The following is a 13,699-nucleotide window of genomic DNA, read 5'->3' on the forward strand; positions in this document are numbered from 1 at the left end:
CTCATACCCCCACTTGATTCATCAGTAATGATAGATTGATATGGTCTTTTACCATATGTAGAACCGTTTCTTTCGTCACGTTGGCAAGCTTTGGCGTAACCCCTAAAATCGGAACACCGCATAAGCGCTCAATCATCTCAGGATTGGTTTTTTCATCTTCATCAGGAGAGTCACTGATTCCATTGATGATAATTCCGGCAATTGGAAGCCCCATACTTTCTGCATATTTGACAGTTAAAAAGGTATGATTAATGGTTCCAAGGCGAGGACGCGTCACAATAATCACGGGAAGCTGCAACGCTTTTATGACATGACTGACCAAATAGTCCTCTCCCAATGGCACAGAAATACCGCCTGCACCTTCTACGATGAAGCATTCATGTTTTTCTCTAATCCGCCCCCAATGGTTTAAAACCTCTTCCATGGTGACAGTCTTTCCCTCGAGTTTCCCTGCAACGTATGGTGCAAGCGGCGCCTTGAAGGCAAAAGGCGTAATGTCTTCATGGGAGAGACTGGTCTGTGACATGTCTTTCAGCAAACTTGTATCACTATCTGGATGATGACGCGATATCCCGCTTAAAAATGGTTTATACACACCGACATCTCTATTATGTTCTTTCAATAAGGCAGCAAGACCGCTGGATATAACCGTTTTCCCTACTTCTGTATCAGTTCCCGTCACAAAAAAACCCCTCAAATGATATGCAGCTCCTTTCCGATTGAATGAAATGTTTTCAGCAAATCATCAATATCACCCATACTGTGGTCAGACGTGATTGTAATTCGAATCCGGCTTTCACCCGGCGCAACGGTCGGCGGCCGAATGGCAGGAGCATAAATTCCCTTGCCCTGCAGTTTTTCAGCAAATAGGACCGTTTTATGGGCATCGCCAATGACTACAGGAATAATCGGTGTGTGATCTCCTTTCACCACATACCCCATATTCATCAGACTGGTTCTGATCGTACTGATATAAAAAAATAAAAGCTGTCGTTTTTCCCTGCTGGCTTCAATGATGTTCAAAGCCTCATGAGCAGCCGCACAACTGGCTGGCGGAATAGCGGTTTGAAAGATAAATGTTCTGGCATGGTTCAGCAAAAAGTCGATGAAGACCGCTGATCCTGCCGCAAAACCTCCTTCCGTACCAACAGCTTTGCTTAAGGTGCCGATCACAATGTCAGGACAAACACCAAAGTATTCACTCGTTCCTCGTCCCGAATCACCCAAAACTCCTGTTGCATGGGCATCATCAACGACCACGAAGGCATGATAGCGTTTCGCAAGTGAGATGATCTGATCAAGAGGGGCGATTGTGCCATCCATGCTGAATACCCCGTCTGTTACGATAAAACGGCGCTGATAACGCTGTGTTTCATTCAGCTTGTTTTCAAGATCATTCATATCAATATGCCGATAAACAACTGTATCAGCCTTAGAAAGTCGGCAGCCGTCGATAATACTTGCATGATTGAGCTGGTCACTTAAAATGACATCTTCCTTTTCTGGCAAGGATGAAAGGACACCGACATTGGCCAAGTAACCGCTCGAAAACAGCAGGGCCGCTTCTGTCCGTTTAAAGCTGGCAATCTTCTTTTCTAGCTCTTCATGCCAGACCGAATTGCCTGTCGTTAAACGTGAACCGCTGCTTCCTGTCCCAAATTGCTGCAATGCTGTTTGGGCTGCATCGATCAAACGTCTATCGCTTGCGAGCCCTAAATAATTGTTTGAGGACCAGACCGTTTGATTTTCGCCATCAATGTTCCTCTCTGGAACCGGCGCTCCATCCATTGACCGCAGGTTACGATGTACGCCGGCTTCCTTTACTATGTCTAACCGCTCGTTTAACCAGGAATCAATCTTCAAGGCTCGTAACCTCGTGGATCGCTTGTTTCATAATGGCAACCATTTCCGAGATCTCTTCAGCTGTGCTGGCAAGAGGAGGAAGAAATGCAATCACGTCCCCAAGCGGCCTTGTCAGCATTCCTAACTCTCTCATTTTTAAGGAAACTTTGTATCCAATCCGCCGATCAGCCGGGTAAGGTTCTTTGGTTTCCTTTGACCGGACAAGCTCTGCACCGCACATAAAGCCAAGCTGCCGAATATCCCCAACATGAGGAAGAGCGTGCAGATCTTGAAGAAGAAAATGGAGCTTTTTACTTTTTTCCGCTACTTGTTCCACAATGTTTTCAGATTCAAATAATGCCAGATTTTCAAGCGCAACCGCACAGCCAAGCTGATTGCCTGTATAGGAATGGCCATGGAAAAAGGTTTTTAGGTTTTCATAATCATCATAAAATGCCTTATAGATGTCTTCAGTGGCAAACGTAACGGCAATTGGCAAATAGCCTCCTGTAATGCCTTTACCGGCAGCCATCAGATCAGGCTGGACATTCTCGTGCTCGCACGCAAACATTTTTCCTGTACGGCCAAAGCCTGTAGCGACTTCATCAACGATCATTAAGACATCGTATGTTGTACATAGCTCGCGCACCCCTGCCAAATATCCTTCCGGCATCACGATCATACCGGAAGCCCCTTGTACCATTGATTCAATGGAAAGCGCGGCAATTTCCTCGTGATGTTCCTTAAGCAGCTGTTCAAGTTCTCGGAGGCACTGATCACGGCACTCATCAGGATCACCGCTTTCAGAGCGATACACATAAGGAATCGGAGCCTTGTAACTCTCGAACATCAACGGGCCGTATACGTGGTGAAAAAGCTCAATTGAACCGACACTGACGGCGCCAATCGTATCACCGTGATACCCGTTTTTCATTGCGATGAATTTTTGTTTCTCAGGCTTCCCGATGTTCTTCCAATACTGAAACGCCATTTTTAGGGCTATTTCCATCGCTTCTGCACCGCTGTCTGAATAAAAGACCCGCGTGAGTTTTTTTGGGCTGATGTCGATTAATGTTTCGGCAAGCTGGGTTGCTGGAACATTGGTCATGCCCAATAACGTGGAGTGCGCAATTTTTCCGAGCTGTTTTTTTATGGCGTTATCTAGTTCTTTTTTGCGGTGTCCGTGGACATTAAGCCAAACTGATGAAAAACCGTCATAGTATTCCTTGCCATTTATGTCTTTGACTTTGATTCCAGTCCCGCTTTCGATGATTAAGGGGTTTTCATCATAATCTTTCATTTGGGTAAATGGCAGCCAGAGGTGCTTTTTACTTTTTTCTATCAAATCATGAGTCATAATCTTCCTCCCACTCTATTAAAATAGGCTGCTTCTCCAGATCATGTATGTACGTGTTTACATCATTGGATCCATCAATAAAAAAGACTCGGCAGCCTTCTTCAGTCCCGTATTCTTTCATTGCTGTAATACGCTGATAGCCCATTTTCTTACCCGCAACATAGCCTGTTATGTAATCCGGATCGTCCGACCAGCATAATTCTGCAATGGCTGCCGGGTGCCGGCTTACCTTTGAAGCGAGCGCAAGGGCCTCTTTTATTCTTGAATGAGCCGGCACGTGACTGTGAAGCGCCCATTTTTCAAAATTAGCGTCCGGCCAATCCATTCTGGAGACCCGCACCCCTTTTTCTTTTGTTTGATCCATTCGCTTTCCTGTATGAATATCAAACAACACCGCACCCCTGACATCTGACCATTCAGGGATTTGTTCATATGCTTTTCCAATCACGTCTCGTGAAACGCCTTCTTTTTCCAATAACAATCGGGCCAGCTTTTGTCCTTCTTCCGGGCAGCTCACTTCATTCGTATGCACAGGCAATGGCTGAATGGTTTTTATCGATTCATATACCTCTTCAAATTGAATTTGCATAAAATCAGGTTTTCCTCTTGAATGGGATAACCCTTTTTCTAATAAAGCATTGACTGTATGCTTCATCTCATGGAAAGGAATAAGCCGTTCTCCGCCGGATATATGCTTTCCGCCGTCTTCATGAGATCCATTCATAGAAGCCCTCATTCTGACACTATAAAAAGTTTCTTCTTGCATCATTTCTCGCCCTTTCACTGATAACTGAAGAACGTGTAGTGCTTCTCACTTTAATTGTTAACCAATTATTTTTAAAGGTTAACAATTAGAATATATTATTCTCTCCTGTTTCTGTCAATAGAAGAAAGCATCGATTTATGGCAGTTGGTTAAAAGGAAACAAAAAGACCGTTTTCACACAAAACGGTCTTTTTCGATTTCTTTTTACAGTCACAACCACTTTTGCAAAAACCGGACAGCTTCATGCCTCATAACTGCTGTTTCGAAATGTCCCGAAGCAGAACGGACCACTCGGTAGCAATCAGCAGCTCCCTGTCCAGCATAGACAGCTGTCAATTCTTTTTCGATTTTGTCCACGCCCTCGGCCGGCGTTAACCGATCGTGTACACCAACAAGACTAAGGTGCGGGCGCGGCGCGATCAGGCCTTGGATCTCCGATGCGGAAAAATGCTTTGCAAGCGATGGGACGTAATAATAAAAGCCGTGCCTGTCAAGATTCTGTGTTTTGATCAGCACGTGATGATCCACCTGGCTGCACAAATCCACACACACCTTAATCCGGTCATCAAGCGCCGCTGTCCACCACGCCATCAAACCTCCCATAGACATGCCGATGGTTCCGACCCTGTCAGGCTGAACATCAGAGCGTGACTGCATATAGTCCAACGCACTTAAACTGTCATAAATCATCATCCCCCACATCACTTTTCCGGTGAGAAGCATTTCTTTAAATATCTCGCTTTCCGCTTTTCCCCGCCGATCTCCAAATCCCCAATGATCAATCGCAAGAACGCCGTATCCGAGTGAAGTAAGCTCATCAGAAAAAGAAGGCGTTTTCAAATAATCCGCTCCCTCAATCAGCTCACTTTTTCCCCTATCATACTGGCCCCCATGCGAATGCTGAAACAATACGGCTGGGCACGGTCCTTCTGTTTTCTTCGGCTTCACAAAATAAGCGGGCACCTTTTCATGTCCATTTAAATCGAGCAGGAGCGTTTCAACGATATTTTCTTCTCTTTCTTCAATACGTAATGTCTCAACACTGATTGGCCTCCGATCAGGCAAATCACCAAGCAATCGAAACAGTTGCTTTCTTCTTTCGGCTCTCATCCCATCACCCTTCCTTATTCGCTTACTTCACATTTACGAGACAGATCTGGGTTCCCCTTTATTTTTCCAACATAAATCACATCATTTACTAAATATTTAGTAAATATAACGAAATATTCCGAAAACAATTATTGTAACCGCTTACTTTTATATGATAGTATCAATTTATCAAAAACAGATGAGTTAATATTTTACTAAATAGATGAGAGGGATACCCATGGTTCGTATTAAAGATATCGCCTTGAAAGCTAAAGTTTCCAGCGCAACTGTGTCCAGAATTTTAAATGAAGATGAGTCGCTTTCTGTTACGGGCGAAACGAGACAAAGAGTCATCAACATCGCTGAAGAGCTTGGTTATCAAACCGTTGCCAAACGCCGAAAATCCCGCGGGCAAAAACAGCGGGCTCAGCCGCTGATCGGTGTGCTGAGCTGTCTGTCCCCTGATCAGGAAAGGCAGGACCCTTATTTTTCTTCCATTCGGAAAGGGATTGAAAAGGAATGCTTTGAACAGGAAATTTTCATTACAAATTCGATTCATCTCGGCTCCTTTCAGGAACATATCTTTCGGGAATTGGATGGTGTCATTGTCATCGGCCGTGTTCATGATGAAGCGGTTAAGCATATCAGCGGGAGGCTGGAGCATGCCGTATTTATCAATCATTCACCAGATCCGCAAGCATACGATTCGATTGGAATCGATTTTGAATCGGCTTCACGCCAGGCGATTGATCACCTTTTCGACTTAGGCTACAAACGGTTAGGCTACATTGGCGGACAAGAAAAAGAGCATACGCTGAAGGACGGCCAAAGCATTCGCAGAACCATTGAAGATAAACGCCTGACCGCTTTTTTGGAGTCAGCCGCCCCCCAGCCTGAGCATGTGCTGATCGGAGAATACAGCATGCGTGAGGGCTATCGCCTGATGAAGAAAGCAATCGATCAAGGCCATCTGCCGGAAGCATTCTTTATTGCCAGCGATTCTATGGCGATCGGCGCATTAAAAGCGCTGCAGGAAGCCGGACTGCAAGTGCCGCGGGATACCGCAATCGTCAGCTTTAACGGCATTGAGGAAGCTGAATTTGCCAGCACGCCTTTAACGACGGTGAAGGTATACACAGAAGAAATGGGCCGGACAGGCGTAAAACTGCTGCTTGACCGTCTCAATGGCCGAACGCTTCCTCACCATGTCACCCTGCCTACAACATTAATCGTAAGACAAAGCTGCGGATGTACAGCAAAGGAGGTGACATAAGCAAAGATTCATCACGATGATAAGGAGGAAAAGATGAAACACACTTTTGTTTTATTTCTCTCTCTTATTCTGCTTGTTCTGCCCGGGTGTTCAGCAGAGAAAAGCTCAGCAGATACCGCAAAAAAGACGTTAACCATTTATTCTACAATGTCAACCGACAGTGAAAGAGATACGTTCAGAAAACTAGCGGCTGCATTCGAAAAGGAACACAGTGACATTCGTGTCAGCCTTCATTTCCCAGGCAATGACTATGAAAATATGATGCGTGTCAGAATGGCGGCCAATGATTTGCCAGATCTATTCGATACACATGGCTGGGGGAAAATCAGGTACGGAGAATATACAGCGGATCTCCGGGATATGGAATGGACTCAAGATCTTGATCCCAATTTAAACAGCATCCTCAAAAATAAAAGCGGAAAGGTGTATGCCTATCCGATCAATCAGGCAAAAGACGGTCTGGCGTATAACCGCAATATTTTAGACCGTTACGGCATTGCTCCGCCGGAAACCATGGATGACTTTATCAAAGCACTGAGAACGATTAAAGAAAAGAGCAAGGGAAGCATTGTTCCCTTCTGGTTTGCCGGCTATGACAAAAGCTCATTCGCTCAATATTACGACCAATTCGCTACACCTCTTCTCATCACAGACCCTGCCCATAATGAAAAAAAACAGCTCATCAATGGCACTTTTCAATGGAGTAAATTCACTTATTTATCAGAAATCCTCAAACAAATGCAGAAAGAAAAATTGATTAACATCGACGCCGTCACGGCAAAAAAATCACAGCTCATTGAATTAATGGCCCAAAACAAAATCGCCTTTACAATGCAAGGCGGCACCCTCGGCCAAGACGTTGCCCAGATCAATCCGAACGTCAAGATCGGCATTATCCCGACACCCGCCATACATCCCGGTGATAACCCGATATGGATCGGCGGTGAACGCTACACCCTTGCAGCATGGAAAGATTCGCCTCAATTAAAAGAGGCAAAAGAATTTATAGCATTTATGGCCCGCCCGGCCAATGCCAAACAAATGGCTGAAGCCACATCGCTTCCTTCAGGGCTGACCAATGTGAAAGCTGATATTTTCTACGCAAACGATTATGAGCATTATCAAGATGTCAAAGTCGAGCCTTACTTCGACCGTTTATACTTGCCAAACGGAATGTGGGATGTCCTGGGCACGGTCGGACAGGAGCTGGCAGCTGACATTTTGGCGCCTCAAGACATTTCGCAGAAGCTGGGAAGAGAATATAAACGACTCCGGGAGCAATCGGAAATACAGGGAGCTGAAAACAATGAGTGAGATCGCAAGGGACGTTCATGTGAAACAGGTTAAGCCAAAAAAGCAGTCCTCACTTTGGTGGATGTACATTCCTGCTTTGCTCTCCGTTCTGGTCTTTATGATTTATCCGTTTGTGAAAGGCACATTGATTACCTTTACAAACTGGAACGGCTTTTCACAAGTTTACCAATGGGTTGGATTCGCGCAATATGAAAGGCTGTTTTCTGATCCTGACACTTGGCATATCTTAAAAAACACGCTGCTTTACGGGCTTGGCAGCACTTTTTTTCAAAATGTGGTCGGGCTTCTATACGCTCTGCTCTTAAATCAAAGCATTAAAACGAAAGCGGTAACAAGAACAATTGTGTATTTGCCGGTGATGATCAGCCCGCTCATTATGGGCTACATATGGTACTTTTTCTTCTCCTATGACGGAGGCGCGCTCAACGATTTGCTCGGGGTCTTCGGCATCAGCCCTATTAATGCGCTCGCCAGTCCCTCGCTCAATCCATGGATCATTGTCATGATTAACACCTATCAATATGTCGGGATTGCTATGGTTGTCTACTTAGCCGGTCTGCAAAGCATTCCGAAAGACTACTATGAAGCGGCGCAAATGGATGGCGCGAAACAAGGCCAGCAGTTTTTTACCATCACGCTGCCGCTGTTAATGCCCTCCATTACCATTAATATGGTCATCAATATTATCGGAGGCTTAAAGCTGTTTGACGTCATCATTGCACTCACCGCGGGCGGTCCCGGAAATGCGTCACAATCCATGTCCACGTTTATGTATGATTTGTATTTCAAACGGCAGGATGCCGGCTATGCCGCAACGCAAGGCATATTTATGGCATTTGTCATTTTGATCATCAGCTTTTGCGCGCTTGCGTACTTTAAAAGAAAGGAGACGGAAATGTCATGAGAGCCGTCCGTACAAAAAACATGCGGATCATTACGCTTCTTGCCGCCATTGTGGCCTGTGCGCATTTTATTCCTTTTTATATCCTGCTGACCACTTCATTGAAAGCAAAAGGAGACTACAGTTCGAAATGGATATTTCCAGCCAACATCTCCTTTCACAATTTCTCAGAGGCGTGGGAGCGCGCTTCGCTAGGTAACTCTTTTATAAACACCATGATCATCACAGGTTTTTCTGCCTTGTTATTAATTATATTCGGCTCACTTGCCGCCTACCCGCTTGCCCGGAGGGAAACGAAACTGAATAAAGCCGTTTTTGCCTTGCTGATTTCCATTATGATCATCCCTCCGTTAACGTCCATGGTTCCTTTGTACCGAATGGTCGTGGACGCCGGAATGGTCAATACACACGCAATCGCCATTTTCATCAATACAGCAGCTTACATGCCTTTAACCGTATTCTTATATTCAGGCTTTATCCGATCGACCATTCCAAAAGAGCTTGAAGAAGCCGCAAGAATTGACGGCGCAGGCATGCTGAAAATCTTTTTTACGATTGTGTTTCCTCTGCTGAAGCCGATCACTGCGACCATCTGTATTATTTCTTGTGTCTTTATTTGGAACGACTATCAATTTGCCATTTTCTTTTTACAAGATCAAAAGGTTCAGACATTAACAGTCGCCATGGCAAGTTTTTTTGGAGAAAACGCAAACAACCTGCATTTAGTTGCCGCAGCGGCACTTATGGCAATGCTGCCGATGGTTGTTCTGTTTTTGGCGCTGCAAAAATACTTTATTGCCGGCCTGTCTTCCGGAGCGGTAAAGGGTTAACATTAAAGGAGGAAGCAATATGAAGAAGATTACATTTATCGGTGCAGGGAGCACGATTTTCGCCAAAAATGTTTTGGGAGACTGCCTGTTAACAGAAGCACTGAATGGATTTGAGTTCGCTCTTTACGACATTGATCCCAAACGCCTGCAGGAATCCCAGCTCATGCTCGAAAATCTAAGAGACCGTTATAACCCAAGTGTGGCCATCAACAGCTATGATGACAGAAAACTCGCCTTGCAAAATGCAGGCTATGTCATCAATGCGATTCAGGTTGGAGGATACAAACCGAGCACAGTCATCGATTTCGAGATTCCTAAACGGTATGGGCTGCGCCAGACGATCGCCGATACAGTCGGCATCGGCGGGATATTCAGATCTCTCAGAACAATCCCGGTCTTAATTGATATCGCAAAAGATATGGAGGAAATGTGCCCTGACGCATGGTTCTTAAACTATACAAATCCAATGGCCACTCTTACAGGCGCCATGCTCCGCTATACCAATATCAAAACAATCGGGCTCTGCCACAGTGTTCAAGTGTGCACGAAGGATTTATTTAAAGCTCTCGGAATGGAGCATGACGGAATTGAGGAACGCATCGCAGGAATCAATCATATGGCTTGGCTCTTGGAAGTCAAAAAAGACGGCGCAGATTTATATCCAGAAATCAAAAGGAGAGCGAAAGAAAAACAAAAAACAAAGCATCATGATATGGTGCGGTTTGAATTAATGGATAAGTTCGGCTATTATGTCACGGAATCGTCCGAACATAACGCAGAGTATCACCCATACTTTATTAAACGGAATTACCCTGAACTGATCAGCGAGCTGCAAATCCCGCTCGACGAATATCCGAGAAGGTGCGTCAAGCAAATTGAAAATTGGGAGAAAATGCGGGATGATATCGTCAATAATAAAAACCTTACGCACGAACGCTCAAAGGAATATGGTTCAAGAATTATAGAAGCAATGGAAACAAACGAACCATTCACCTTCGGAGGAAACGTCTTGAATACAGGGCTGATCACCAACCTTCCTTCAAAAGCGGTTGTGGAAGTGACATGCGTCGCCGACAGAAAAAAAATTACACCGTGCTTCGCCGGAGAACTGCCTGAGCAGCTTGCCGCCTTAAACCGGACGAATATTAATACACAGCTGATGACAATCGAAGCGGCTGTCACACGGAAAAAAGAAGCGGTTTACCAAGCTGCAATGCTTGATCCGCATACAAGCGCGGAGCTTTCCATGAAGGACATCATCTCCATGTGTGACGATTTATTTGCAGCACACGGCGATTGGCTTCCGGAATACAAATAAAAACTAGGGGACCGCTCTCCCCTAGTTTTTTGGTTTTGTTTCGCCTTCCCAGGCCATCATGCCGCCTTCAACATTGACTGTTTTAAAGCCTTGCTCATCCAGGTACTTGCAGATGTTCATGCTGCGCATTCCTGAGCGGCAGATAAATACGTACTCTTTGTCTTTATCAAAGGTTTCCATTTTTTCAGGAATATCCCCCATGCGAATATGAACGGCTTGCGGGATCATGCCTTCCGCTACCTCTTCATCTTCTCTGACATCAATTAAATATAATTCTTCGTCCGCCTCAATTTTTTCTTTCAAAGCGGCTGTGCTGATTTCTTTTATTTCCAAAGAAAACACTCCTATTCACAGTGATCATGTTCAGTATATCAAAGTCAGCTGAACGATTGCTATTCTGAGACTGATGAAAAAAATCCCCTTTTGGCAAAGGGGATTTTTTCTAGGCTTAGTTTGCCACAATATTGACAAGCTTGCCAGGCACCGCGATGATTTTCCGAATCGTTTTGCCTTCAAGCTGCTCTTTGACCTTTTCATCTGCTTGAGCAAACTGTTCCAGCTGTTCTTTCGTTGCATCGGCAGGAACCTGTAATTTCGCTTTTACTTTTCCGTTCAGCTGAACAACGATTTCAACTTCATCATCCACAAGTTTTGTTTCATCATATACAGGCCAAGCTTCGTAGGCAATTGTGCCGGAATGGCCAAGCTTCTCCCATAGCTCTTCCGCTAAGTGTGGCGCGACAGGAGAAAGAAGCTTCACGAAGCCTTCCATATATTCTTTCGGCAGTTCTGTTGCTTTATAAGCTTCATTAATAAAGACCATCAGCTGGGAAATACCCGTGTTGAAACGAAGGCCTTCATAATGGTCTGTGACTTTCATGACCGTTTCATGATAGACGCGCTCCAATGTTTCACCCGCGCCTTCAACGATTTTTCCATTAAGCTCACCGCTGTCTTCAATAAATAGGCGCCATACACGGTCAAGGAAACGGCGCGCACCGTCTAATCCTGATTCAGACCAGGCGATTGAAGCATCAAGAGGTCCCATGAACATTTCGTACAATCTCAGCGTATCAGCACCGTGAGAGGCCACGATTTCGTCAGGGTTGACAACGTTCCCTTTAGATTTACTCATTTTTTCGTTATTTTCACCGAGAATCATTCCTTGGTTGTACAGCTTTTGGAACGGTTCTTTCGTCGGCACTACGCCGATATCATAAAGGAACTTATGCCAGAAGCGGGCATACAGAAGGTGAAGCACGGCATGCTCTGCACCGCCGATATACATATCGACCGGAAGCCATTTTTCCAATTTTTCTGGTGATGCCAGCTGATCCGGATTGTGCGGATCAATATAGCGCAAGAAATACCAGCAGCTTCCCGCCCATTGCGGCATTGTATTCGTTTCTCTTCTTCCTTTTTTCCCTGTCTCAGGGTCTGTGACTTCCACCCACTCTTTAATGTTCGCAAGCGGTGATTCGCCCGTTCCGCTCGGTTTGATTTCATCCGTTTTCGGCAAAATCAGCGGCAGCTCCTCTTCAGGGACAGCTGTTGACGTTCCGTCTTCCCAATGAATGACCGGAATCGGCTCGCCCCAATAACGCTGGCGGCTGAAGAGCCAGTCACGAAGACGGTACGTCACTTTCTTCTCACCGTTTTTCGTTTCTTCCAGCCAAGCGATCACTTTCTCAATCGCTTCCTGTTTGTGAAGGCCGTTCAGGAAATCAGAGTTCACGTGCTCGCCGTCGCCAGTATAGGCTGCTTCCTCAACGTTCCCGCCTTTTACGACTTCCTTCACCGGAAGGCCGAATGTTTTGGCGAATTCAAAATCACGCTCATCGTGTCCAGGAACTGCCATGACAGCACCTGTTCCGTATGATGCAAGAACATAATCCGCAATCCAAATCGGCAGTTTTTCTCCGTTTACAGGATTGATCGCATACGCTCCTGTAAATACGCCTGTCTTTGTTTTCGCAAGATCTGTGCGTTCTAGGTCACTCTTTGATTGAATTTCTTTGATATAAGCTTCAACAGCTTCTTTTTGCTCTGCCGTTGTGATGTTTTCCACCAATGCGTGTTCCGGGGCAAGGACAGTGTATGTAGCGCCAAACAGCGTATCTGGTCTTGTTGTAAACACCGTAAAGGAATCATCATGTCCATCTATAGCAAAATGAACGTGAGCGCCTTCCGAACGGCCGATCCAGTTGCGCTGCATATCTTTAATGCTTTCCGGCCAATCAAGCTCTTCCAAGTCCTCAAGGAGCCTGTCCGCATAAGCGGTGATTTTCAGCATCCACTGCTTCATTGGGCGTCTCTCTACCGGATGGCCGCCGCGTTCGCTCTTGCCGTCAATGACTTCTTCGTTGGCAAGAACCGTACCGAGCGCAGGGCACCAGTTTACAGGCACTTCGTCAACGTAAGCAAGGCCTTTTTCGTATAGCTTTAAGAAAATCCATTGCGTCCATTTATAGTATTCAGGGTCAGTCGTATTGATTTCGCGATCCCAGTCATATGAGAAGCCAAGCGCTTGAATTTGGCGGCGGAAGTTATCAATATTCTGCTTCGTAAACACAGCGGGGTCGTTCCCTGTGTCAAGCGCGTACTGTTCAGCTGGCAGGCCGAATGCGTCCCAGCCCATTGGATGAAGGACATCATAGCCCTGCATGCGCTTCATGCGGGACAGAATATCCGTAGCTGTATATCCTTCAGGATGGCCGACGTGCAACCCAGCTCCAGACGGATAAGGAAACATGTCCAGCGCGTAAAATTTTTGTTTTTCATTATTATCAAGAGTGGCAAATGTTTTGTTTTCAAGCCAATATGTCTGCCATTTCTTTTCTATCTCTTTGTGCTGAAAACTCAAAGTAAAAACCTCCTTCTGATTGAATACGGCGTGTATGGTTCAAGTATTGACGGGAAGGAGAGGATTATATTCAGAATATTCCCAAACTAAAAAAAACTCCCTCATCCCAAAAAGGGACGAGAGACTTTCGTTTTCCCGCGGTACCAC

At 45.4% G+C, this 13,699-nt stretch carries 12 protein-coding genes and 1 other annotated feature (1 of these 13 cut by a window edge); of the genes, 5 read left to right on the top strand and 7 right to left on the bottom strand.

The features are described 5' to 3' along the window. Window position 1: 1 nt before the first annotated feature. From bioD to MKX38_RS15250, 5 genes are all read right to left on the bottom strand, one after another. Entirely contained in the window at window positions 2–697 is a 696-nt protein-coding gene (bioD, locus tag MKX38_RS15230; RefSeq protein ID WP_339187616.1) for a dethiobiotin synthase, read from the bottom strand. Next, the gene (bioF, locus tag MKX38_RS15235; RefSeq protein WP_339187617.1) at window positions 694–1,863 is read right to left on the bottom strand and encodes an 8-amino-7-oxononanoate synthase; all 1,170 of its coding nucleotides are present in this window, start codon (window positions 1,861–1,863) and stop codon (window positions 694–696) included. Before bioF ends, bioD begins: the two co-directional genes overlap by 4 nt. Beyond that, window positions 1,853–3,199 carry an adenosylmethionine--8-amino-7-oxononanoate transaminase gene (bioA, locus tag MKX38_RS15240; protein ID WP_339187620.1) on the bottom strand — a complete coding sequence of 449 codons (1,347 nt, stop codon included), beginning with the start codon at window positions 3,197–3,199 and terminating at the stop codon, window positions 1,853–1,855. Before bioA ends, bioF begins: the two co-directional genes overlap by 11 nt. Next, on the bottom strand, window positions 3,189–3,965 hold the full coding sequence (gene bioW / locus MKX38_RS15245; protein WP_339189446.1) for a 6-carboxyhexanoate--CoA ligase: 777 nt from the start codon (window positions 3,963–3,965) through the stop codon (window positions 3,189–3,191). The genes bioA and bioW overlap by 11 nt, the downstream gene beginning before the upstream one ends. A gap of 209 nt (window positions 3,966–4,174) precedes the next feature. Then, window positions 4,175–5,074, bottom strand: a complete 900-nt coding sequence (locus MKX38_RS15250) for an alpha/beta hydrolase (RefSeq protein WP_339187622.1) — start codon at window positions 5,072–5,074, stop codon at window positions 4,175–4,177. A 217-nt stretch (window positions 5,075–5,291) separates the two neighbouring features. Here MKX38_RS15250 and MKX38_RS15255 point away from each other — a divergent pair, with 217 nt between their 5' ends. From MKX38_RS15255 to melA, 5 genes are read left to right on the top strand one after another with little or no spacing between them, the layout of a single operon-like run. Continuing rightward, complete coding sequence (locus tag MKX38_RS15255; RefSeq protein ID WP_339187625.1) at window positions 5,292–6,326, top strand: LacI family DNA-binding transcriptional regulator; 1,035 nt, start codon at window positions 5,292–5,294, stop codon at window positions 6,324–6,326. A gap of 33 nt (window positions 6,327–6,359) precedes the next feature. Next, window positions 6,360–7,640, top strand: a complete 1,281-nt coding sequence (locus MKX38_RS15260; protein WP_339187627.1) for an ABC transporter substrate-binding protein — start codon at window positions 6,360–6,362, stop codon at window positions 7,638–7,640. Further along, complete coding sequence (locus tag MKX38_RS15265; RefSeq protein ID WP_015251409.1) at window positions 7,633–8,544, top strand: sugar ABC transporter permease; 912 nt, start codon at window positions 7,633–7,635, stop codon at window positions 8,542–8,544. The genes MKX38_RS15260 and MKX38_RS15265 overlap by 8 nt, the downstream gene beginning before the upstream one ends. Then, entirely contained in the window at window positions 8,541–9,371 is an 831-nt protein-coding gene (locus MKX38_RS15270) for a carbohydrate ABC transporter permease (RefSeq protein WP_213414543.1), read from the top strand. The genes MKX38_RS15265 and MKX38_RS15270 overlap by 4 nt, the downstream gene beginning before the upstream one ends. A gap of 19 nt (window positions 9,372–9,390) precedes the next feature. Then, on the top strand, window positions 9,391–10,689 hold the full coding sequence (melA, locus tag MKX38_RS15275; protein ID WP_128422361.1) for an alpha-galactosidase MelA: 1,299 nt from the start codon (window positions 9,391–9,393) through the stop codon (window positions 10,687–10,689). 21 nt (window positions 10,690–10,710) lie between these two features. Here melA and MKX38_RS15280 read toward each other — a convergent pair whose 3' ends face one another. Together MKX38_RS15280 and leuS are read right to left on the bottom strand one after the other, a co-directional pair. Continuing rightward, window positions 10,711–11,022 carry a rhodanese-like domain-containing protein gene (locus tag MKX38_RS15280; RefSeq protein WP_339187630.1) on the bottom strand — a complete coding sequence of 104 codons (312 nt, stop codon included), beginning with the start codon at window positions 11,020–11,022 and terminating at the stop codon, window positions 10,711–10,713. A 115-nt stretch (window positions 11,023–11,137) separates the two neighbouring features. Next, window positions 11,138–13,552: a leucine--tRNA ligase gene (leuS, locus tag MKX38_RS15285; RefSeq protein ID WP_033884845.1), complete on the bottom strand. Its 2,415-nt coding sequence runs from the start codon at window positions 13,550–13,552 to the stop codon at window positions 11,138–11,140. A gap of 109 nt (window positions 13,553–13,661) precedes the next feature. Continuing rightward, window positions 13,662–13,699, bottom strand: a binding site (T-box leader) (it continues 177 nt past the right edge of the window).

It is taken from the genome of Bacillus sp. FSL M8-0025 (assembly GCF_037975475.1).
In the GTDB taxonomy this organism is placed as follows: domain Bacteria; phylum Bacillota; class Bacilli; order Bacillales; family Bacillaceae; genus Bacillus; species Bacillus subtilis.